The organism is Streptomyces sp. NPDC002888, assembly GCF_042888465.1.
Taxonomy (GTDB): Bacteria; Actinomycetota; Actinomycetes; order Streptomycetales; family Streptomycetaceae; genus Streptomyces.
On sequence record NZ_JBIAPU010000011.1, the window covers coordinates 77,328 to 99,491 of the forward strand.

18 protein-coding genes and 1 pseudogene are annotated in these 22,164 nt (G+C 71.2%); 17 read left to right on the forward strand and 2 right to left on the reverse strand.

The features are described from left to right. Positions 1–17 precede the first annotated feature (17 nt). The 15 genes from ACFYWX_RS19440 to ACFYWX_RS19510 all read left to right on the forward strand — a co-directional run bounded on the left by ACFYWX_RS19440 (position 18) and on the right by ACFYWX_RS19510 (position 18,877). Positions 18–2,213, forward strand: coding sequence for a bi-domain-containing oxidoreductase (locus ACFYWX_RS19440; RefSeq protein WP_389425275.1), 2,196 nt, complete (start codon positions 18–20; stop codon positions 2,211–2,213). Beyond that, positions 2,210–4,186, forward strand: coding sequence for an alginate lyase family protein (locus ACFYWX_RS19445; RefSeq protein WP_389425276.1), 1,977 nt, complete (start codon positions 2,210–2,212; stop codon positions 4,184–4,186). Before ACFYWX_RS19440 ends, ACFYWX_RS19445 begins: the two co-directional genes overlap by 4 nt. Positions 4,187–4,484: 298 nt before the next feature. Further along, positions 4,485–5,978, forward strand: coding sequence for a right-handed parallel beta-helix repeat-containing protein (locus ACFYWX_RS19450; protein WP_389425277.1), 1,494 nt, complete (start codon positions 4,485–4,487; stop codon positions 5,976–5,978). A gap of 1 nt (position 5,979) precedes the next feature. Then, the gene (locus tag ACFYWX_RS19455; protein WP_389425278.1) at positions 5,980–7,221 is read left to right on the forward strand and encodes an O-antigen ligase domain-containing protein; all 1,242 of its coding nucleotides are present in this window, start codon (positions 5,980–5,982) and stop codon (positions 7,219–7,221) included. A 2-nt stretch (positions 7,222–7,223) separates the two neighbouring features. Then, on the forward strand, positions 7,224–8,498 hold the full coding sequence (locus tag ACFYWX_RS19460) for a glycosyltransferase (protein WP_389425279.1): 1,275 nt from the start codon (positions 7,224–7,226) through the stop codon (positions 8,496–8,498). Further along, entirely contained in the window at positions 8,495–9,730 is a 1,236-nt protein-coding gene (locus ACFYWX_RS19465; RefSeq protein ID WP_389425280.1) for a class I SAM-dependent methyltransferase, read from the forward strand. Before ACFYWX_RS19460 ends, ACFYWX_RS19465 begins: the two co-directional genes overlap by 4 nt. After that, the gene (locus ACFYWX_RS19470) at positions 9,727–10,554 is read left to right on the forward strand and encodes a glucose-1-phosphate cytidylyltransferase (protein ID WP_389425281.1); all 828 of its coding nucleotides are present in this window, start codon (positions 9,727–9,729) and stop codon (positions 10,552–10,554) included. Before ACFYWX_RS19465 ends, ACFYWX_RS19470 begins: the two co-directional genes overlap by 4 nt. Continuing rightward, positions 10,551–11,198 (forward strand): PIG-L deacetylase family protein, encoded by a 648-nt coding sequence (locus ACFYWX_RS19475; RefSeq protein WP_389425282.1) that lies wholly within the window; start codon positions 10,551–10,553, stop codon positions 11,196–11,198. The genes ACFYWX_RS19470 and ACFYWX_RS19475 overlap by 4 nt, the downstream gene beginning before the upstream one ends. Before the next feature lie 3 nt (positions 11,199–11,201). After that, a complete protein-coding gene (locus ACFYWX_RS19480; RefSeq protein ID WP_389425283.1) occupies positions 11,202–12,227 on the forward strand; it encodes an NAD-dependent epimerase/dehydratase family protein in 1,026 nt (341 codons plus the stop codon). Continuing rightward, positions 12,215–13,498, forward strand: a complete 1,284-nt coding sequence (locus ACFYWX_RS19485; protein WP_389425284.1) for a DUF4910 domain-containing protein — start codon at positions 12,215–12,217, stop codon at positions 13,496–13,498. Before ACFYWX_RS19480 ends, ACFYWX_RS19485 begins: the two co-directional genes overlap by 13 nt. A gap of 5 nt (positions 13,499–13,503) precedes the next feature. Continuing rightward, complete coding sequence (locus ACFYWX_RS19490; RefSeq protein WP_389425437.1) at positions 13,504–14,814, forward strand: hypothetical protein; 1,311 nt, start codon at positions 13,504–13,506, stop codon at positions 14,812–14,814. Then, the gene (locus tag ACFYWX_RS19495) at positions 14,811–15,767 is read left to right on the forward strand and encodes a glycosyltransferase family 2 protein (RefSeq protein WP_389425285.1); all 957 of its coding nucleotides are present in this window, start codon (positions 14,811–14,813) and stop codon (positions 15,765–15,767) included. The genes ACFYWX_RS19490 and ACFYWX_RS19495 overlap by 4 nt, the downstream gene beginning before the upstream one ends. Next, positions 15,764–16,987 carry a polysaccharide pyruvyl transferase family protein gene (locus ACFYWX_RS19500; protein WP_389425286.1) on the forward strand — a complete coding sequence of 408 codons (1,224 nt, stop codon included), beginning with the start codon at positions 15,764–15,766 and terminating at the stop codon, positions 16,985–16,987. The genes ACFYWX_RS19495 and ACFYWX_RS19500 overlap by 4 nt, the downstream gene beginning before the upstream one ends. Continuing rightward, positions 16,984–17,535: a dTDP-4-dehydrorhamnose 3,5-epimerase gene (gene rfbC / locus ACFYWX_RS19505; RefSeq protein WP_389425287.1), complete on the forward strand. Its 552-nt coding sequence runs from the start codon at positions 16,984–16,986 to the stop codon at positions 17,533–17,535. Before ACFYWX_RS19500 ends, rfbC begins: the two co-directional genes overlap by 4 nt. 7 nt (positions 17,536–17,542) lie before the next feature. Beyond that, complete coding sequence (locus ACFYWX_RS19510) at positions 17,543–18,877, forward strand: glutamate-1-semialdehyde 2,1-aminomutase (protein ID WP_389425288.1); 1,335 nt, start codon at positions 17,543–17,545, stop codon at positions 18,875–18,877. A gap of 17 nt (positions 18,878–18,894) precedes the next feature. Here ACFYWX_RS19510 and ACFYWX_RS19515 read toward each other — a convergent pair whose 3' ends face one another. Further along, on the reverse strand, positions 18,895–19,584 hold the full coding sequence (locus tag ACFYWX_RS19515; RefSeq protein ID WP_389425438.1) for a phosphatase PAP2 family protein: 690 nt from the start codon (positions 19,582–19,584) through the stop codon (positions 18,895–18,897). A 158-nt stretch (positions 19,585–19,742) separates the two neighbouring features. Between ACFYWX_RS19515 and ACFYWX_RS19520 the strand changes: the two genes are divergently transcribed. Then, positions 19,743–20,639, forward strand: a complete 897-nt coding sequence (locus tag ACFYWX_RS19520; RefSeq protein ID WP_389425439.1) for a transposase — start codon at positions 19,743–19,745, stop codon at positions 20,637–20,639. Between the two features lie 148 nt (positions 20,640–20,787). After that, a pseudogene (locus ACFYWX_RS19525) lies at positions 20,788–20,996 on the forward strand (IS3 family transposase); the annotation flags it as partial. 243 nt (positions 20,997–21,239) lie between these two features. Here ACFYWX_RS19525 and ACFYWX_RS19530 read toward each other — a convergent pair. Beyond that, complete coding sequence (locus ACFYWX_RS19530; RefSeq protein ID WP_389425289.1) at positions 21,240–21,917, reverse strand: uracil-DNA glycosylase; 678 nt, start codon at positions 21,915–21,917, stop codon at positions 21,240–21,242. Positions 21,918–22,164: the final 247 nt, after the last annotated feature.

The following is a 22,164-nucleotide window of genomic DNA, read 5'->3' on the forward strand; positions in this document are numbered from 1 at the left end:
AGACAAGAGGACTTCGGGTGAAACAGGTCGTGCAGAACTACAAGAGTGGCGAGCTGGCGCTGCTTGACGTGCCGGTGCCGGGGTGCAAGCCGGACGGTGTGCTGGTCCGGAGCGCCTACTCGCTGATATCCACCGGGACCGAGCTCATGAAGGTGTCCGAGGCCGGCATGTCGATGCTGGGCAAGGCCCGCTCCCGGCCGGACCAGGTGGCCAAGGTCGTGCAGAGCGTGGCCACCAACGGGGTGCCCGCCACCTACCGCAAGGTGATGGGCAAGCTGGACTCCTACACGCCGCTGGGCTACTCGCTGTGCGGGGTGGTCGAGCAGGTCGGCACCGGGATCGACGATGTGAAGGTCGGCGACCTCGTGGCCTGCGCCGGCAACGAGCACGCGCTGCATGCCGAGCTGAACTGGGTGCCGAAGAACCTCTACGCCCGGGTGCCGGACGGCCTCGCGCCGCGGCACGCGGCCTTCGGCACCGTCGGGTCGATCGCGATGCAGGGCGTCCGCCAGGGCGAGCCACAGCTCGGCGACGTGGCGCTGGTCATCGGCCTCGGGCTGATCGGGCAGTTGGTGGTACAGCTGCTGGCCGCCTCGGGAGTCCGCGTCATCGGGGTCGACCCCGACCCGGTGCGCTGCGAGCTCGCCGAGCGCCTCGGCGCGGCGGCCTGCGGCGATCCCGCCTCCGCGACCGTGGAGAACTCCGTCGCCGAACTCACCGGCGGTCACGGCGTGGACCAGGTGTACCTGGCCGCCGGTGGCGGCAGCAACCAGCCCGTCGAGCTGGCCGCCCGGATGAGCCGGGACCGCGGCCGGGTCGTCGACATCGGCAAGTGCCGCCTGGACCTGCCGTGGAACGCGTACTACGAGAAAGAGCTCGACGTCCGGTTCTCCCGCTCGTACGGCCCCGGGCGCTACGACCCCGAGTACGAGCTCGAGGGGCGGGATTACCCGATCGGCTACGTGCGCTGGACCGAGCGCCGCAACCTGGCGTGTTTCCTCGATCTCCTCGCCCGCGGCCGCGTCGACGTGGAGCCCCTGGTCTCCCACATAGCCGACTTCGATGACGCCGTCGAGACGTACCAGCGCCTGAAGGACGGCGACCTGAAGGCCGTGGCCGTGCTGTTCCGGTACCCCGAACACGCGGGGGAAGCGGAGGAAGCGGGGGCCCCGGCGGTGGCCGTGCCCGCGGTGCGACGCAGCGGCGGAATGTCCACCCCGGCCCGGTCTGCCAAGGCATCGGTGCGGCTGGCGTTCGTCGGCGCCGGAAACTACGCGACGTCGATGCTGCTGCCGCACCTGGCACAGCGCGACGGCGTCGAGTTGTCCACGGTCGTCACCACGACGGCGCTGTCCGCGGCCAACGCGAAGCGGAAGTTCGGCTTCGCCGAGGCGACCACCGATCTCGACGCCGTGCTCGGCGACAAGTCCATCGACGCGGTGTTCGTGGTCACCCGGCACAGCTCGCACGCAGAACTGACCCGACAGGCACTGCTGGCCGGCAAGGCGGTGTTCGTCGAGAAGCCCCTGGCCCTCACCGAGGACGAACTGGCCGGCGTGCTCGCTGCGGCGGAGGAGTCCGGCAACGACCGGCTGCAGGTGGGCTTCAACCGCCGGTTCGCGCCGCTGCTGCAGGAGGCCAGGAAGCGGTTCGGCGCCCGGACCGGTCCGGCGAGCCTCCGCTACCTGGTCAACGCGGGCCGGCTGCAGCACGGCAGCTGGTACCTCCAACAAGGCACCGAGGGCTCGCGGTTCGCCGGCGAGGGCGGGCACTTCATCGACACGGCGAGCTGGCTGCTCGAGGCCGACCCGGTATCGGTGTACGCGGTCGCCACGTCCGGCAACGAGGACCTGCAGGTCGTGCTGCGCTACCCGGACGGGTCCACCGCCACCATCAGCTACGTCACCACCGGCGCGGCCGGCTTCCCCAAAGAGACGCTGGACCTTGTCGCAGACGGCAGGGTGCTGCGGCTCGACGACTTCGTCCGTGCCGCTGTTTACGACGGCCGCCGCAAGCGGTGGGTCAGCTCGCGGCTGCCCAGGGCCCGGGACAAGGGCCAGTCCGCCGAGCTGGCCGCGTTCATCAAGGCCGTGCGGACCGGCGGGCCGATGCCGGTGCCGCTGGAGTCGCTGGTCGCCACCACGGCGGCCGGCCTCGCCGTGCAGGCCGGCCTGGTCAGCGGCGCGCCGGTGACGTTGGCGAGAGCGCGATGACAATGAGCGCGGGTTGGTACCTGCGGCGGCTGTCCCGGATGGGACCGCGGGAGGTCGGCGGCCGGCTGGGCGACACGGTGCGCAGGCGACGGTGGCGGTCTGCGCGGCCGGACTGCCCGAGCGTGACCGGCGCCCGGTTCACCGCGGTACTGCCCGCGGCGACGATCGCCACGGTGCCACCGGACGCCACGAAACGTCTCGTCGCCGAGGCGGACCGGCTGATGGCCGGGCACGTCGAGTACTTCGGGGTGGACCGCGACGACTTGGCCGACCCGGACTGGTGGTACGACCCGAAAACCGGGCGCCGGGCTCCGTGGGGCTACGCCTTCGACGTGCCGTACCGGAACGAGGACGCGGTCGGGGACATCAAGCAGATCTGGGAGCTGTCCCGGCATCAGTACCTGACCGTGCTCGCCGCCGCCTACGCGATCACCGGGGACGAGCGGTACGCCGAGCGAGTGGCCGAGCACCTGCGGTCGTGGTGGGCGGCCAACGCGCCGCTGCGCGGAGTGCACTGGACCAGCGGCATCGAGCTGGGGATCCGGCTGCTGTCCTGGGTGTGGATCCGCCGGCTGCTCGACGGCTGGCCGGGCGCCGCCGATCTGTTCGAGGGCAACCCGGTGGCGCTCCACCAGATCTGGCACCACCAGCGCTGGCTGGCCGCCTTCCCCAGCCGGGGGTCTTCGGCGAACAACCACGTCATCGCCGAGGCCGCCGGGCAGTTCGCCGCGGCCTGCGCGTTCGGGTGGTTCCCCTCCTCGGCGCGTTGGCGGGCCGACGCGCTGCGGTCGCTGGAGCGGCAGCTGCGAAGCAACACCTTCGACTCCGGCCTCAACCGCGAGCTGGCCACCGAGTATCACGGACTGGTGCTGGAGCTCGGCCTGGCCGCGGTGGCCGAGGCGGATGCCGCCGACGTGCCGGTCCCCGCGCCGATCCGGCTGACGCTGCTGCGGATGACCGACGCGCTCGCTGCCATCGTGGACAGCCGGCTACGGCCGCCGCGTCAGGGGGACGCGGACGACGGGCACGGTCTGGTCGTGGACGGCGCGGGCACCGACCGCTGGGCCTCGCTGCTGGCCACCGGGGACGCCGTGTTCGGCCGGCTCGCCTGGTGGCCGGCGGTGACCGGCACCGATGTACGCACCCCGCTGCTGGCCGCGCTCATCCGGCCGTACTCGAAAAATGGAACCGCACCGGCCGTGTCCCGCCCGGCAAGCCGACCGGCCCATTTCGCCGACGCGGGCATGACCATCCTGCGTGGTCCGGCGGAGATCTGGTGCCGCTGCGACGGTGGTCCGCACGGATTCCTCTCCATCGCCGCGCATGCTCACGCGGACGCGCTGTCCGTGGAGGTCCGGCACGACGGGGTCGACGTGCTCGCCGACCCGGGGACGTTCTGCTACCACGGGCAGCCCGAGTGGCGGCAGTACTTCCGGTCGACCCTCGGCCACAACACCCTGCAATTGGACGGCGGTGACCAGTCCGTCTCCGGCGGCCCGTTCCTGTGGACCCGCCATGCCCGCAGCCGAGTCCTGGTCGCGGACACATCCGGCGCCTCCGACGGGGGGACGGCCCGCTGGTGCGCCGAGCACGACGGTTACCAGCGCTCCGTGCACCGCCGCCGGGTGGAGCTGACGGCCGCGAGCCAGGAGCTGAGGGTGGTTGACGAGGTCCACGGCCAACACAGCCCGCGCCGGGCCGTGCACCTGGCGTTCCACCTCGGCCCGGCGATCGCCGCGGACCTGGTGGGGAACCGGGCAGTGCTCACCTGGACCCGGGACGGCGAGGACCGCTCCGCGGCGCTCGACCTGCCCGGACAGCTGTGCTGGCGGGCGCATCGCGGCGAGAGTGACCCACCGCTGGGCTGGTACTCCGCCGGCTTCGGGCGCAAGGAACCCACCACCACGCTGGTCGGCACCGGCTTCGCCGACGGCGCGGAGGGGTTCACCACCGTACTCAGGTTCCGCGGCTAGGGGGCCTCTGATGGATCTCCCTGGAGGAAGGAGCGCCCGCCACGATGGGGGTCCCCCCGCTCGAGCGAAGCAGAGAGTGGGGGAGGCAGACCGCAGCCGGTGCGTGCTCTCGGCGTGCCGGCTGGAAGACCCCGTTGATGGACCGGGCGTACTTGGGCTTTCGGCTGGTAAGGCGAGTGGGGGTACCTCCCACGCCCTTGAGGCAGTGGGGGAGCGTGCCGGGCGTCGTGACGCCGCGGAGATCCGTCAGAAGTCCCCTGGGGGAGGACGAGGGGGGATCAAGTGGCGGCACTGGGCGTTGCCGGCGGCATTGCTGGCGCCGGCCCTGCTGGTGGCGACCGGCTGTGAGAGCACGTCGGGCGCGCGGCCAGAGCCGACCGCTGCGCCGTCCACGTCCGTGGCCCGGGTGTGCGCCAAGCCCGCGGCCGGGCCGGCGAAGGCGCCGACGGGCGCGGTGACGGTCGACCCCGCGGTGGCCGGTGACCTGGCCGCGAAGACCAAGAGCAGCCCCCCGAACACCACGTTCTGGCTTCGACCGGGCAAGCACAGGCTCGAGCCGGACCGCTACGCCCAGGTCATCCCCAAGGAGGGGAACAGCTACCTCGGCGCGCCGGGCGCGGTGCTCGACGGCCGGAAGACCAACCAGTACGCGTTCGGCGGCACCGCCCGCGACGTCACCATCCGCTACCTGACCGTGCAGGGTTTCGTCGCGCCGCATGACGAGGGCGTGGTCAACCATGACTCGGCCGACGGGTGGGTGATCGAGCACGCGACGATCCAGAACAACTCCGGCGCCGGGTTGATGGCCGGTGCCCGCCAGCGGGTCCGCGCCAGCTGTCTGCGCGGCAACGGTCAGTACGGCATGAACGCGTACAAGGCCACCGGCCGTATCAGCGGCCTGGTGGTCGAGGGCAACGAGATCGTGGGCAACAACAGGGACGACTGGGAGCGGCGGCGGCAGGGCTGCGGCTGCACCGGAGGCGTCAAGTTCTGGGCCGTCAACGGCGCCGACGTCCGCGGCAACTGGGTGCACGACAACCGCGGAACCGGGTTGTGGGCGGACACCAACAACAACGACTTCCGCATCGAGGACAACGTGCTCGAGGCCAACGACGGTGCCGCGCTGATCTACGAGACCAGCTACAACGCGGTCATCCGGAAGAACACGATCCGGCGGAACAACTGGGTCGAGGGCCGCAGGTACGCCGACCGCGGCGACAACTTCCCGTTCGCGACCATCTACCTGTCCGAGTCCGGCGGCGAACCACGGATCCGAGCCCGCACGGACAAGATCGAGATCTACCGGAACGTGCTGGAGAACAACTGGTCCGGGATCACCCTGTGGGAAAACGCCGACCGGTTCTGCAACAGCCCGGCCAACACCTCGTCCGGTGACTGCACGTTGCTGGTGAAGAACACCGACCGCTGCGCACGGCCGGCGATCGCCACCGCACCGCTCTACGCCGACTGCCGGTGGAGGACCCAGCGGGTGGACATCCACGGCAACCGCTTCGTGCTGGACAAGTCCGTCGTCGACTGCACGGTGAAGTGCGACCGCATGGCGGTGCTGGCCAACTACGGCACCTATCCGGACTGGTCGCCGTACCAGGGCGAGCGGGTGGCCGAGGCGATCACCCGCAAGCAGCACAACCGCTGGCACGACAACGTCTACCTCGGACCATGGAAATTCGTCGCCCACGACCCGAGCCGGATACTCGACTCCTGGCAGTGGCAGGGCACGCCGTACCAGCAGGACGCGGGCAGCACCTTCCGCGCACGGGACGGTGGTTGAGATGAGCCCAGACCACGCAGGCCACACGTCGAAGATCGTCGGGACGGTCTGGGGGCTGCTGATCCTCAACACGCTCGGCTCCGCCGGGGCGAAGACCATCATCCCGCTGCCCCGCTCCCTCATCCAGATGGTCACCATGGGCGCGCTGGTCGCCGCGTTCGCGCTGGCGCTCGCAGTCAATCTCCAACTACGCATCCGAGCCAGCGCCTTCGTGTTCCTGCTCACCCTGCTGCTGGTGCCGAGCGTGATCTCCAGCGCGGATCTGGAGTCGGGGTTCGGCGCGCTGTTCCGCTGCGTCCGGCTGGCACTCTTCGTCGGCACGCTGTGGCTGCTCAGCCGCTGGTGGGACGGCAGCCCGACGTTCGTCCGGCACCACATCCGGATGTACTTCGCGGTGCTCGGGTCGGTGGCCGCCGGCCTGGTCATCTCACCGGGCGCGGCCCTGCCCGACCTCTACGGTGGGCGGCTGGTCGGCGCGTTGTGGCCGCTCACCCCGCCGCAGATCGGACAGTACGCCGCGGTGATCATCGGGCTCACCGTGCTGCTCGTTCTGGGCCGCCGGACCGACAGGGGCAGCGCGGCGGTGGTCATCGTGCCGGCACTCGTCCTGTTGGCGCTGACCCACACCCGGACGGCCACGCTCGGCCTGCTCATCGGGCTGGCGTTGGCGATCGGCTCGCTCATCCTGACCAGCGCCGCCGCCCGCCGGTTCTTCACCTGGGCGGTGCTGTGCGCCGCCGTGGCCACGGTGGGGTTCGGCTCCGTGCTGCAGGCGTGGTTCCTGCGCGGACAGAGCCAGGAGAACTTCACCAGCCTCACCGGTCGGGCCAAGGTCTGGGACGCCCTGCTGTCAGCACCCCGGACGACCTCGGAGTACCTGTTCGGCGCGGGCCTGGGCGACAAGTCGTTCGGCGGGCTGCCGATCGACAACAGCTGGCTGGCCGTTTACCAGGAGCAGGGTATGACCGGCGTCACCCTGGTGGCGGCGATCATCATCGTGTTGGGCGGCGTCGCGCTGCTGCGGCCACCGTCGCTGTCGAGGGCCTGCGCGATCTTCCTGATCAGCTACTGCGCGATCGCGTCGTACACCGAGGCCGGGCTGGGCGACGCCTCGCCGTATCTGCTGCATCTGGCCGTGGCCGCCTCGCTGGTGGCGGCACCTGCCGCGGCCGCTCCCCTCTCGACGCCCGGAGTCCCTCGCCGACGCGTCCCGCGATGGGCCCAGAGATCGGAGGTGACCTGAGCATGCACGTCCTCGTGGTGCACAACCGCTACGCCTCGGCGCAGCCGAGTGGGGAGAACAAGGTCGTGGACCAGGAGGTGGCGCTGCTGCGCGGGGCCGGCCACCGGGTCGAGGTGTTCGAGCGGCGCAGCGACGACATCGCCGCCCGGTCCCTCCTTGCCAAGGCCGCGGTGCCGCTCCTTGTGCCGTGGAACCCGGCGGTCCGCGCGGAGCTCGCCGCCCGGCTTCGCACCGAGCGGCCGGACGTGGTGCACGTCCACAACGTCTTCCCGCTCCTGTCGCCGGCGGTGCTGGCCGCCTGCGCCGACGCGGGTGTGCCCGCCGTCGCCACGCTGCACAACTACACCCAGGTCTGCCCGCCCGGCACACTGCAGCGGGACGGTCGGCCGTGCACCGAGTGCGTCGGGTCCACGCCACTGCCCGCCGTCCGGCACGGCTGCTACCGCAACTCCCGGCTGGCGACGGTGCCGCTCGCGGTCAGCCTTTCGGTCAACCGGCGCCGGTGGTGGTCCGGCGTGGAGCGGTTCTTCTGCATCTCCGCGGCGCAGCGCGACGTCCTGGTGCGGGCCGGCATGCCACCCGAACTGCTGGCGGTGAAGCACAACTTCGTGCCCGAACCGGGCACTTGCCGATCGGGCGCCGGCAAGCATCTGCTCTATCTCGGCCGGCTCGCGGAGGCCAAGGGCGTGCGGCTGCTCATGGCCGCGTGGGACGAGATCGCCGCCGACGGCGGTGTGGGCGTGCCGCTCATGATCGCCGGCGCGGGGCCACTGGAGCGAGAGGTGGCCGCCTGGGCGGCGGGCCGGGACGACGTGCGATACGTCGGCCTGTACGACCCGGCCAAGTGCCGGCAGGCCATCGCGCGGTCGGTCGCCGTGGTGGCTCCCTCCACATGGCTGGAGGCTTTCGGCCTGGTGGTCGTGGAGGCGATGGCGGCGGGGGTCCCGGCCGTCGCCGCCGGTCACGGCGCCTTCGTCGAACTCGTCGAGGACGGGGTGACCGGGCTGCTGCACCGGCCGGGCGAGCCCGCCTCGCTCGCGTCCTGCCTGCGCCGGATCACGGCCGAGTCGGCCCGCAACCGGGAGATGGGCCAGGCGGCCCGGCGCCGTTACGAGCAGGACTTCAGCCCGGCCGTCGGGCTGGAGCGCCTGGTGGACGGGTACCGCACCGCGATCGCGGGACGGTCCGGCGGCGGGGACAGCCCGCCGCCGGTAGGGGACAAAAGAACTGGCTCGCGACGGGGGCACCCGCGCGAGCGGGATGGGGGCAGTAGATGACACGATGCCGACTCTGCGGCTCGACGGCGCTGACCAGCGTCGTCGATCTCGGGGCGACCCCGCCGTGTGAGAGCTTTCTCGCCGCGGACCAACTGGACCAGCCGGAGCCGGCTTACCCGCTGCACCTGCGGGTCTGCACCGACTGCTGGCTCGCGCAGATCCCTCCGCTGATCACGCCGGAGGAGACGTTCAAGGAGTACGCGTACTTCTCCTCCTACTCGACCTCCTGGGTGGAGCACGCGCGCACGTTCGTCACCGACGCCGTACAGCGGCTGGGTCTCGGCACCGACGCCTTCGTGGTCGAGGTCGCGAGCAACGACGGGTACCTGCTGAGGCATGTGGTGGACCGCGGGATCCGCTGCCTCGGCATCGAGCCCTCGGTGAACGTCGGCGCCGCGGCGCGGGACGCGGGTGTGCCCACGCTCACGGAGTTCCTTGTCCCGGCCACCGGCGCCGACGTCCGCGCCGAGCACGGCCCGGCGGACCTGGTCGTGGCCAACAACGTGTACGCGCACATCCCCGACGTGGTCGGTTTCACCCGGGGTCTGCGCGCCCTGGTCGCCGACGACGGCTGGGTCTCCATCGAGGTGCAGCATCTGCTGACCCTGATCGAGGAGAACCAGTACGACACGATCTACCACGAGCACTTCCAGTACTACACGGTCGCGTCCGCGGCCCGGGCGCTGGCGAGCGGCGGACTCGCTCTCGTGGACGTCGAGCTGCTGCCCACGCACGGCGGCTCCATCCGGTTGTGGGCCCGGCCGGCCGAGGTGGCCGGCGAGCCGACCCGGCGGGTGGCCGACGTGCTGGACCGGGAGAAGGCCGCCGGGCTGCAGGAGCTGTCCGGGTACACCGAGTTCTCCGCCCGGGTGGCCCAGGTGCGCCGGGACCTGCTGCGGTTCCTCATCGAGGCGGCCGAGCGAGGCGAGACGGTCGTCGGCTACGGCGCCCCGGGCAAGGGCAACACCCTGCTCAACCACTGCGGCATCCGGCCCGACCTGCTCCCGTACACGGTCGACCGCAACCCCTACAAGCACGGCAGGTTCACCCCTGGCACCCGCATCCCGATCCTGCCGCCCGAGCAGATAGCCGCCGACAGACCGGACTACGTCCTCGTCCTCCCGTGGAACCTGCGGGCCGAGCTGGTCGAGCAGCTGTCCTTCGTGCACGCCTGGGGCGGCCGACTGGTCTTTCCCATACCGGAACTGAGCATTGTCGAGGTCAAGCCGTGAAGGTCGTACTGTTCTGCGGCGGCTATGGGCTGCGTATGCGCAACGGAGCCTCCGACGACGTGCCCAAGCCGATGGCGATGGTCGGCCCGCGGCCGCTGATCTGGCACGTCATGCGCTACTACGCGTACTTCGGGCACACGGAGTTCATCCTGTGTCTCGGGTACGGGGCTCACCACATCAAGGACTTCTTCCTCAACTACGAGGAGACGACGTCCAACGACTTCGTGATGCGCAACGGGCAGACCGAGCTGCTGTCCACCGACATCGCCTCCTGGACGATCACGTTCGTGCAGACCGGCATCGAGTCACCGATCGGGGAACGGCTGCGCCGGGTGCGGCACCACCTGGACGGCGACGAGATGTTCCTCGCCAACTACGCCGACGTGCTCACCGATGCCCCGCTGCCGGAAATGATCGACCGGTTCGCCCGGCGCGACGCCGGTGCGTCGATGATGGTGGTGCCGCCGCAGTCCTCGTTCCACTGTGTGGACCTGGGCGATGACGGCCTGGTGGGGGGCATCACGGCGGTGAGCGACATGCCGCTGTGGGAGAACGGCGGCTACTTCGTGCTCCGCCAGGAGGTCTTCGACCACATCCCGGAGAACGGGGACCTGGTCGCTGACGGATGCGCCCAACTGGCCAAGCGCGGCCGTCTGGTGGCGCACCAGCACCGAGGCTTCTGGAAGCCGACGGACACCGTGAAGGAGCGGGCCGCGCTCGACGACGCCTACGCCCGGGGCGACCGTCCGTGGGCCGTGTGGGAACGGGACGGCGCGGGGGCGAGCGCGACCGGCAGCTGGGACGGCTCCGGAGCGAGGGCGTGATCCGGCTCGGGGCCGGGCGCCTGGACCGGCTCGTCGCGGTAGGCGCGCACTGCGACGACATCGCCATCGGCGCCGGCGGCACGCTGCTGACGCTGTGTCTCGCGCGGCCGGGTATCCGTGTCGACGCGCTGGTGCTCTCGGGCGGTGGCAGCGAGCGGGAGCAGGAGGAGCAGGCCGCGCTCGCCGCCTTCTGCCCGGGCGCCGACCTGCGGCTGACCGTGCACAAGCTGCCGGACGGCCGGCTGCCGGCGCACTGGGAGGAGGCCAAGGCCGCCGTCGAGGAGCTGCGCGAGCGGAGCGAGCCGGATCTGGTCCTTGCGCCGCGCACCGATGACGCGCACCAGGATCACCGCGGCCTGGCGCAGCTGCTGCCCACGGCGTTCCGCGACCACCTGGTGCTCGGCTACGAGATCGTCAAGTGGGACGGCGATCTCGGCCGTCCGGCGGCCTACCAGCCGCTGTCGCCGGAGATCGCCGAACAAAAGGTGCGGCTGCTGCAGGAGCACTACCCCTCGCAACGGCACCGGCCCTGGTACGACCGGGAGGCCTTCCTCGGTCTTGCGCGGATCCGCGGCATCGAATGCCATGCGCGCTACGCCGAGGCGTTCGCCGTCACCAAACTCACTCTCGATCTGGGGGAATGAACTGTGCGCGTACTGCTGACCGGACACCAGGGCTACCTGGGCACCGTGATGGCCCCGGTCCTCGCGGCCGCCGGGCACGAAGTCGTCGGTCTTGACGCCGGCCTGTTCGCGGACTGCGTCCTTGGCCCGCCGCCCGCGGACCCGTCCGGGCATCAAGTGGACCTGCGCGACGTCACGGCCGAACACGTGGCCGGGGTGGACGCCGTGATCCACCTGGCCGCCCTGTCCAACGACCCGCTGGGATCGCTGGCGCCGGACCTCACCTACGACATCAACCACCACGCGTCCGTACGCCTTGCCCGGCTGGCCCGCGACGCCGGAGTGCGGCGCTTCCTGTACGCGTCGACCTGCTCGGTCTACGGCGCCGCCGGCGGCAGCGACCTGGTGACCGAGGACGCCCCGCTGCGCCCGGTGACGCCGTACGCGGAGTCCAAGGTGCGGGTGGAGGACGACCTGCACCCACTCTCCGACGGCGACTTCAGCCCGGTGTTCATGCGCAACGCCACCGCCTTCGGCTACTCACCCCGGCTGCGCGCCGACATCGTGCTGAACAACCTGGTGGGGCACGCTCTTTTGTCCGGCGAGGTCCTTGTGCTCTCCGACGGCACCCCCTGGCGCCCGCTGGTGCACGCCGCCGACATCGCACGGGCCTTCGCGGCCGCGCTGGTCGCGCCGCGGGAATCGGTGCACGACCGGGCGTTCAACATCGGCAGCGAGATCAACAACGTCACCGTCGCCGAGATCGCCGAGCAGGTCGCCGAGGCGGTGTCCGGCGCGAAGGTGGTGATCACCGGGGAGACCGGTGCCGATCCGCGGTCGTACCGGGTGGACTTCTCCCGGTTCCGCGCCGCGTTGCCCGGCTTCGACTGCGAGTGGACGGTGAAGCAGGGCGCGCTCGAACTCGCCGACGCCTACCGGAAACACGGGCTGACCCGGGAGGACTTCGAGCGACGCTTCACCCGCCTTGCCGTGCTGAGCGCGGCGTCCGACGCCGGCGCCGTCGACGACACCCTGCGGTGGCGCCGATGACCTCGTCCGGCGAACAGATGCACGCGCTGGTGGAGCGGTTGTACCCGCTCTGCCGGAGCATCACCGGCGACGGTGTGCGCGCCACCCTGGAGATCGTCGGCGAGTACGTCCCGCTGCAGGTGCACGAGGTGCCGACCGGGACTCAGGTGCTCGACTGGACGGTGCCGCAGGAGTGGAACATCCGGGACGCGTACGTCGCCGACTCCGCCGGCAATCGGGTCGTCGACTTCGCCGCGTCCAGCCTGCATGTGCTCGGCTACAGCGTGCCGGTGTCGGCGACCGTGCCGCTGGCCGAACTGCGTGAACACCTGCACACCCTGCCGGACCACCCGGCCTGGGTGCCGTACCGCACCAGCTACTACAAGCCGGACTGGGGGTTCTGTCTGGCCCAGGAGACCTTGGACGCGCTGCCGGACGGCGAGTACGAGGTACGCATCGACTCCACGCTCGCCGACGGCCACCTCACCTACGCCGAGCACGTGGTCCCCGGGCAGGTCGCCGACGAGGTGATCGTCTCCTGCCACGTCTGCCACCCGTCGCTGGCCAACGACAACCTGGCCGGCATCGCGGTGGCGACGTTCCTGGCCCAGGAGCTGGCGAAGAAAACGCCGTACTACACCTACCGGTTCCTGTTCGCGCCCGGCACCATCGGGGCGATCACCTGGCTGGCCCGCAACGCGGAGCGGGTGGAACGGGTCAAGCACGGCCTTGTGCTGGCATGCGCAGGCGACTCGGGTCAACTGACGTACAAGCAGAGCAGACGCGGCGACGCGGAGATCGACCGGGTGATGCGGCACGTGCTGGCCGCGTCCGAACGCCCGCACCACGTGAACGAGTTCACTCCGTACGGCTACGACGAGCGACAGTTCTGCTCGCCCGGGTTCGATCTCGGCGTGGGCTCGCTCACCCGGACCCCGTACGCCGGCTACCCCGAATACCACACCTCGGCGGACAACCTGGACTTCGTCTCGCCAGCGGCGATGGCGGACACGCTCGCCGTCTGCCGCGAGGCGTTCGCCGTCCTCGACCGCAACCGGCGGTACCTCAACCTCAGCCCCTACGGCGAACCACAGCTGGGCCGACGCGGGTTGTACGACGCGCTCGGCGGCCGCAGCGACACCAAGCAGGCCCAGATGGCCATGCTCTGGGTGCTCAATCTGTCCGACGGCGAGCACAGTCTGCTGGACGTCACCGAGCGGTCCGGGCTGCCGTTCGACACCGTCGCCGCCGCGGCCGGCGCCCTGCACGGCGCCGGGCTGATCAAGGCATGACGCCGATGACCACCGAGGAGGAGAAGACGACGACACCGGCGGCCCCGGCCGGACAGGCCCGGCGGACCGCCAAGCGGGCCCTCGTCGGCCGGCTCTCCTGGGGACTGGCCGACCAGGCGGCCTCCAGCGTGAGCAACTTCGTGGTGGGCATCTACGTGGCGCGCTCGCTGGGGGTGACCGCGTTCGGCGTGTTCAGCCTGGCCTGGGTGACCTACGGCGTGGTGCTCAACGTCTCCCGCGGGCTGGCCACCGACCCGCTCGTGGTGCGCTTCAGCGGCGTGTCGGACACGTCCTGGCGCGGGGCGGTGGCCCGGTCGTCGGGTACCGCGCTCGGCGTCGGTGCCGCCCTCGGCGCGGTGTGTCTGCTGGTCGGACTGGGCCTCGGCGGCCGTGTGGGGCCCGCGTTCGCCTGCCTCGGCGTCATGCTGCCGGGGCTGCTGCTCCAGGACGCCTGGCGGTTCTCGTTCTTCACCGCCGGCGCCGGGCGGAAGGCGTTCGTCAACGACGTCGTGTGGGGTGTCGCGCTCGTCCCGGCCATGGTGGTGGCGGCTCGCGTGGACAGCGTGGCCGCTTTCGTGCTCGCCTGGGGCGCGTCCGCCACGGTGGCGGCGGGGTACGGCTACCTCCAGTCCGGCATCCGGCCCCGGCTGACCGAGGCGCGCGGGTGGCTTCGCGAGCAGCGCGATCTCGGCTACCGGTACCTGGTCGAGAACGTCAGCCTCAGCGGCGCGAGCCAGCTGCGGGCGTACGGGCTCGGCGCGATCGTCGGGGTCGGCGCGGTGGGTGCGGTGCGGGGCGCCGAGCTGCTGCTCGGCCCGTTCCTCGCTGTGCTGATGGGGCTGTCGCTGGTCACCGTCCCGGAGGCGGCACGGGTGCTGCGGCAGGCCCCGCAGCGGCTGGGGAAGTTCTGCCTCCTCCTTGGCGGCGGGCAGGCCGCCGCCGCGCTGCTCTGGGGCGGGGCGCTGCTGCTGATGCCGGACCGGCTCGGCGAGTTCGTGCTCGGCGGCGTCTGGCACTCCGCCGCGGAGCTCATCGTGCCGATCACCCTCGGCGTCGCGGGCGCCGGCCTCGGCACCGGCGCGGCGGCCGGGCTGCGCGCGCTCGGCGCGGCCCGGCGCAGCCTGCGCTGCCAGCTGTTCGCCTCCGCCTGCTATGTCAGCGGCGGGCTCGGCGGGGCGGTCGTGGCCGGCACGGTCGGCTCGGCCTGGGGCGTCGCCGCCGCGACCGTCAGCGGCTCGGCCGTCTGGTGGCTGCAGCTGCGGTCCGCCCTGCGCGAGCGCCACCACAACCCCGTTCCCGAAGTGAGGACCTCATGACCGACCGACCCAGGCTGAGCATCGGCCTGCCCGTGTACAACGGCGAGGAATACCTGGCCCAGTCGCTCGACGCCCTGCTCGGGCAGACCTACGAGGACTTCGAACTGGTCATCTCAGACAACGCCTCGACCGACGGGACCCAGGACATCTGCCGCAAGTACGCCGCGCAGGACTCACGCATCCGGTACCTCCGCCTGCCCCGGAACATCGGCGCCACCCCGAACCACAACCGTGTGTTCGCCGAGTCCCGCGGCGAGCTGTTCAAGTGGGCCTCGCACGACGACCTGTACGGCCGAGACCTGCTGCGGCGCTGCGTTCAGGCGCTGGACGAGCGGCCGGACATGATCCTCGCGCACACCGGCCAGGCGGTCATCGACGGCGACGGCCAGGTGAAGGTCCCCTACGAGTACGGGCTCACCACCGACTCGCCGCACGCGCCGGAGCGCTTCCGCAGTCTGCTGTTCGAGCCGGGTGGCGACGACTTCTACGGGGTGATGCGGGCCGACATGCTGCGCCGGGTGAAACCGATGGACAGCTACCACCACGCGGACCGCACCTTCGTCGCCGAGATCACCCTGCACGGGCCCTTCCACCAGGTGCCGGAGCTGCTGTACTTCCGCCGCGACCACCCCACCCGCGCCGAGCGGGCGAACCCTTCCAAGCGCGCCCGGTGCGTCAACCTGGACCCGCGCCGGGCAGGCCCGCTGCACCCGACACCCCGGCTGCTCGCCGAGTACGTCTGGGGCTTCGCCTCGGCGATCCGGCGGGCACCGCTGTCCCCTGCCGACCGGCGCGCGTGCCACCGCCACCTGGCCGCGTGGATGACCAGCCGGGCCCGGCCGGGCGCCGGTGAGCGGGTCGAGGACCGCGCCCCGGTCGACCCGAGCCTGCTCACCGTCTCCGTCGACGCCCTCGTCGCCGGCCGTGAAGGTCGTGAAGGGAGGCAGGCATGACGCCTGTGCGCGTCGGGGTGTTCGGCCTGCTCGGCTCCGGCAACCTCGGCAACGACGGGTCGCTGGAGGCCGTGCTCGGGTACCTCCGCGCCGAGCACCCGGCGGCGGTCGTGGACGCCCTGTGCGGCGGGCCCGAGACCGTGACGACCCGGTTCGGGATCCCCGCCACGCGGCTGCACTGGAACCGCGCGGAGTACCGGACCGCGTCACGTGCGGGCGCGATCGCGGCGAAGGGTCTGGGCAAAGTCGTCGACGTCTTCCGCACCGCCGCCTGGGTGCGCCGGCACGACGTGGTGATCGTGCCGGGCATGGGCGTCCTGGAGGCGACGTTGCCGCTGCGGCCGTGGGGCTTCCCGTACTCGCTGTTCCTGCTCTGCGCGAGTGGCCGGCTGTTCGGCACCCGGGTCGCGCTGGTCAGCGTGGGCGCCGCCACGATCGGCAACCGGCCGACCCGGGCCCTGGTGCGCTGGTCGGCGCGGCTGGCCGCGTACCGCTCGTACCGGGACGCCCAGTCCCGCGACGCGATGCGGGCGATGGGCGTGGACACCGCGCGCGACGAGGTCTACCCGGACCTCGCGTTCTCCCTGCCGGCGCCGCGGACGAGCGCGCCCTCAGGGCCCCCGAGCCAAGTCTGCGTCGGTGTCATGGACTTCCACGGCGGCAACGACGACCGCGCCCGGGCCGATGAGATATACGGGCGCTACCTCGACGGGACGATCCGGTTCGTCCGCACGCTGGTCGAGGAGGGCAGGCCGGTCAGGCTGCTCACCGGCGACGAATGCGATGCCTCGGTGGTCGCCGCGATCCTCGACGCAGTGGACTCGCCGCTGGTCACCGCTGCCGAGACGTCCTCACTGGCCGACCTGATGAAGGAGATGGCGGCTGCCGACACCGTGGTGGCGATCCGTTACCACAACCTGATCTGCGCGCTGAAGACCGGCACGCCGGTGCTCGCACTCAGCTATGCGGCGAAGAGCGACGCGCTCATGGCGCAGATGGGCCTTGCCGCGTACTGCCACCCGGCGCGCGAGGTCGACGCCGACCGGCTGCTCGAGCAGTTCCGGGCACTGGAGCAGCGATCGGCCGAGCTGCGGCGGACCCTCACCGAGCGAAACCAGGCCGCCGCCCAGCACCTCCAGCACCAGTTCACCGCCTTGACAGCGGCCCTGTTCCCGGCGACCGACCACACCCACGCCCACACCATGCGGGAGGCTCCATGAAGGCGACCGAAGTCCCGGCGATCGCCGGCGCGTACCTGTTCGAGCCGACGCCGTACGCCGACGAGCGCGGCTTCTTCTGCCGCACCTTCGACGCCGACGTGGTCCGCTCGGTGGGCCTCGACCCGGACGCCTTCGTTCAGGACAGCCTGTCCCGCTCGGTCCGGGGCGTGCTGCGCGGCCTGCACCTGCGCTCCGGCGCCGGCGAGGCCAAGCTGGTGCGGTGCTCGTACGGGAGGATCTTCGACGTCGTCGTGGATTTGCGGACGGACTCGCCGACATACCGCAACCGGGCCTTCTTCGAGCTGTCCGACGAGACGCAGGTGACCCTGTACATCCCGGCGGGGTGCGCGCACGGCTTCCAGGCTCTGACCGAAACCGCCGACACCTCGTACCGCATCGACCGACCGCACGATCCTGCCGAGGACGTGACGATCGCCTTCGACGACCCGGAGCTCGCCATTCCCTGGCCGCTCCCGGTCACATCGATGTCCCTGCGGGACCGGGAGGCGCCGAGTCTCGCCGAAGTCCTGAAGCAAACAGAGAGTTGAGGTCGGCGTGGACGCCGAAGACGCCGAAGAGCTCCTCCTCCCCCGGTCGCGGCTGGCGAACGAGCGGCTGCACGCCCTGATCCCCGGGGGCGCCCACACCTACGCCAAGGGCGACGACCAGTACCCCGAGAACCTGGCCCCGGTCATCAGCCACGGCCACGGTGCCCACGTGTGGGACATCGACGGCAACCGCTACGTCGAGTACGGCTCCGGCCTGCGGTCGGTCAGCCTCGGCCACGCCCACCCACGCGTGATCGAGGCGGTGCGGCGGGAACTCGACCGCGGCAGCAACTTCGTCCGGCCGTCCATCGTGGAGGTCGAAGCCGCGGAACGCTTCCTGGCCACGGTGCCGACCGCCGAGATGGTGAAGTTCGCGAAGAACGGCTCCGACGCCACCACCGCCGCGGTGCGCCTCGCCCGCGCCGCCACCGGGCGCCCGCGGGTGGCCATCTGCGCCGACCATCCGTTCTTCTCCGTCGACGACTGGTTCATCGGCACCACGCCGATGTCCGCCGGTGTTCCGGCGGCGACCGACGAGCTCACCGTGGCGTTCCCTTACGGGGACCTGGCCGCCACGGAGGAGCTGCTGACCCGGTACCAGGACGAGGTCGCCTGCCTGATCCTCGAACCCGCCACCCACACCGAGCCGCCCCCCGGGTACCTCGCCGGCCTGCGCGCGCTGGCCGACCGGCACGGCTGCGTACTGATCTTCGATGAGATGATCACCGGCTTCCGCTGGTCCGAGGCGGGCGCCCAGGGCCTGTACGGCGTCGTCCCCGACCTCTCCACGTTCGGCAAGGCGCTGGGCAACGGATTCGCCGTCTCCGCGCTGGCCGGGCGCCGCGATCTGATGGAGCAGGGCGGGCTGCGTCACTCCGGCGACCGGGTGTTCCTGCTGTCCACCACGCACGGTGCCGAAACGCACTCCCTGGCAGCCGCGATGGCCGTGCAGACCACCTACGTCGAGGAGGGCATCACTGCACAACTGCACGCCCTCGGCGAGCGGTTGGCCGCCGGTGTCCGCGACGCCGCGGCCGCCATGGGCGTCGGCGACCACGTCGTCGTCCGGGGCCGGGCCAGCAACCTGGTCTTCGCCACCCTCGACGAGAACCGGCAACCGTCGCAGCAGTACCGCACCCTGTTCCTGCGCCGGCTCCTCGCGGGCGGGGTGCTGGCCCCGTCGTTCGTGGTGAGCAGCGCGCTCGGCGACGCCGACATCGATCACACCGTCGACGTGGTGGCCCAGGCATGTGCGGTGTACCGGAAGGCACTGGACGCCGCCGACCCCACCCCCTGGCTGGCCGGACGACCTGTGAAGCCCGTGTTCCGCCGCTTGGCGTGACGTGACGTGACGTGACGTCAGCGATGCTCCCGCCGACCGGCGTCGGTCATCCGATCGGCCAGCCGGTCAGCCATCCGGTCGACCAGCCACGCGGTCGCCGGTATCACCGCCAGCGCGGTGCACCAGCCGCCGAGGACGTCGGTCGGGTAGTGCGCGCCCAGGGCGACCTGCGCCCAGCCCATGGCGGCACCGGCAACCAGCGCCGCGGCGAGCACGAGTGACGTGCCGGCCGTCCTGCCGAGGCCGAGGCCGAGCCTGCCGGTCGCCAGCAGCGCCACCACGAGGGCGAGCGCGGTGAGGAAGGCGGTGTGCCCGCTCGGGTAGGACAGGTTGTCGTCGCCGTGGATGGTGCGTCCCACCAGGGACTTGAGCAGCGTCGCCGTCCCCACGGTCATGCCGGCGCCGGCAACGACGAGCACCGCTGCGCGAGGACGCCGAAGCAGCAGGCAGCCCGTCACGGTGGCCACGACCAGCGTCGCCGCTCCCACGGGCTCCCCCAAGAAGTCAGTGGCCAGAGCGACGTGCCGCCACTGCGGCCCCACACCGTCCACCGCCGCCCAGATCCGCGCGTCCACCGTGCCGGGCTTGTCGTCGCCGGCATACAGGACCCCGAGCACGACGACCACCAGCGCGGCGAGGGCCGCAATCAGCCCGAGCCGCACGCGCAGCGACGGGGGCAGCACCGCGGGCGCCGACCGGCCGGTCACACGCCCACCGCGTCCGGTCGGCCTGCGGTGCTCTGCCATGATCGGTAGATGGTGTTCCGGATCTTGACTCCTTGAGGCGGGGTGAGGGTGCGGCTCTTCATCGGACCGGTGGGCAGCCATGGATCAGCGCCTTCCTGTTTCCCCTGCTCCAGGCCCTGTTGAAGACGACCCGGCCTGCTTCCGGTGACCTTCTTGCCTGCCATGCACAGCATTGGTTCATGTCCCGGTCCCCGTGGGACCACGAGCCGGTCGACGACCGGCGGATCGACCTGCTGATGCCCGCGCCGCCGACCGCGCCCCACGACGGCGGGGTGTTGTCTCCGGACGACTACGGTGACCGCAAGTCCGGGCACGCCACGGCCTACGTGTCCCGTCAGTACCTCGGCTCCCGCGGACGGGTCGGAAACGGCATTGTCGCGGCCACCACCGCCCGGGCCGATGAGCGCGTGCACCACCCGCCGCACACCGTGCCCTACCAGCCGGCTCCCACCCTGCCTCAAGGGCCCGCCGATCCGGCGTTTCGCACCAAGGGCCAACTGGCCGCCCACCTGGTGGTCCGGGCCCGCGCCGCGACCCCCCACTTGGTGGCGGTGGAGCCGAACACCCCGCTCATGACCGAGACGGGGAAAGCCCGCACACCGTCGCAGACCATCCGGCAGATGCGATGCACCTCCCCCTCCCGTCGCGGCCGACGCCATGCCACCCGCCGCTACCGCGATGCCGTGCCCCCGAGAACTGCCCTCCCCGCTCGCCGACATGGCCGGGATCGTCAGATGTACGGGCTGCGCACGGCTGGACCGAGCAAGACTGCAAACACGTCGAGCGCGAACTGGGCTGGGCCGACTTCCAGACGCGCTCCGGCCACGCGATCCAACGCCACTGACGCTGGTCGACGTGGCCTTCGGTTCTGCTGGTGCCAACTCCCCACCAACGAGCCCCCCGTCGTGTCTGACTTGGCCCGCGCGGGAGCCATCAGCCTGTGCAGCCCCGAACTCGCCAGCCTGTCCATCACCCTTGGCAAGGGCATCGGAATCAGTCTCCACCTGCCACCCTAACCAACAATGCGGTCGCGGCAAGCCGCCCTCGGAAAGTCCACGGGTGAACCGCTCCGGGTCTGATGGAGGCTCTGATATGCCCCGGCTCTGATGGAGTCATGGCACGTCCGTCCCCTACCCTGCTGAGCTTCGTGAGCGTGCAGTGCGCATGGTCGCGAAGATGCGCCCCAACTACCCGACCGAGTGGGCCGCGATGAAGGCGGTCGCCGCGAAGCCGGGCATCGGCACCGCGGAAACGGGGCGGTGTGGGTCCGCAAATCCCAGGTCGACGCCTGCCAGCGGCCTGGCGTCACCTCTGAGGAGGCCGCGGAGATCAAGCGGCTCAAAGCCGAGAACGCCGAGCTGTGGCGGGCGAACGTGGCTCGTTTCTTCGCCCCACCGCAGCGCGGCGCGCCGTCACCCCAGAGGGCCTGTCGGCGAGTTCCTCGTTGAGCCGCAGAAGACCCGAGGATGGTCCGGACCTGGTGTCAGAGATCAAGACAGGGGACATTTCCAGACCAGGTCGCCGTCCACTGCCGACTGCGGACTCGTGCACCACCATGCGACGAGGAGCCTGCTGGCATGCCGGCAAAGAGGCTCGGCCGTTACGACGGCGATGACCTACGGCAGTTGCCAGTCGACCGGCTGGGCACCCTGTTTGACGAGTAGGTCGTTGGCCCGGCTGAACGGCCGCGACCCGAAGAAACCCCGGTCCGCCGACATCGGAGACGGGTGCGCGGACTCGATCGCAGGAAGCTCCCCGAGCAGCGGACGCAGATTGCGGGCATCCCGGCCCCACAGCACCGACACCAGCGGCGTACCGCGCTCGGCCAGCGCCCGGATCGCCTGCTCGGTGACCTCCTCCCAGCCCTTGCCCCGGTGCGCCGCGGGCTTGCGCGGAGCCGTGGTCAGCGCCCTGTTGAGCAACAGCACGCCCTGCTGGGTCCACGGCGTCAGATCACCGTTCGACGGCCTGGGCAGCCCCAAGTCCGTATGGAGCTCCCGGAATATGTTCTCCAGACTGCCCGGCAACGAACGCACCTCCGGCGAGACCGCGAAACTCAACCCGATCGCCATCCCCGGCGTGGGATAAGGATCCTGGCCGACAATCAGGACGCGAACGTCATCGAAGGGCTGTTGGAAGGCGCGCAGGACATTCGCCCCCGCCGGAAGGTAGGTCCGGCCGGCCGCTATCTCGGCCCGGAGGAAGTCGCCCATGGCGGCAATGCGTTCGGCCACAGGCTCAAGAGCCTTCGCCCAGCCTGCCTCAATTAGTTCATGCAAAGGTCGTGGTGCCACGACGCGTCACTCTACTGGCACACGCAGGCGCCCTGCGTACGCAGGGAAGCCTCCACACAGGAGCCGTCCCCAAGGCGCTAGTCTTCTTCCTCGTCCAGGTCCGCGAGCCGGTCGAGCACATCGTGCAGCCGGTCACCGGGAAGGAGGGGAGCTTGTCGCGTCCAGTGATCAAGCCACTCGGCCATGGCCGTCATGCCTGGTCAACCCCTCGTACCGGATACGCCAACGACCTTCTGGAGCGGCAGGG

Coding starts and splice junctions, on each gene's coding strand:
- ACFYWX_RS19465 (WP_389425280.1), top strand. CDS start 8,495: ATGACACGATGCCGACTCTGCGGCTCGACGGCGCTGACCAGCGTCGTC.
- ACFYWX_RS19500 (WP_389425286.1), top strand. CDS start 15,764: ATGACGCCTGTGCGCGTCGGGGTGTTCGGCCTGCTCGGCTCCGGCAAC.
- rfbC (WP_389425287.1), top strand. CDS start 16,984: ATGAAGGCGACCGAAGTCCCGGCGATCGCCGGCGCGTACCTGTTCGAG.
- ACFYWX_RS19455 (WP_389425278.1), top strand. CDS start 5,980: ATGAGCCCAGACCACGCAGGCCACACGTCGAAGATCGTCGGGACGGTC.
- ACFYWX_RS19495 (WP_389425285.1), top strand. CDS start 14,811: ATGACCGACCGACCCAGGCTGAGCATCGGCCTGCCCGTGTACAACGGC.
- ACFYWX_RS19445 (WP_389425276.1), top strand. CDS start 2,210: ATGACAATGAGCGCGGGTTGGTACCTGCGGCGGCTGTCCCGGATGGGA.
- ACFYWX_RS19490 (WP_389425437.1), top strand. CDS start 13,504: ATGACCACCGAGGAGGAGAAGACGACGACACCGGCGGCCCCGGCCGGA.
- ACFYWX_RS19460 (WP_389425279.1), top strand. CDS start 7,224: ATGCACGTCCTCGTGGTGCACAACCGCTACGCCTCGGCGCAGCCGAGT.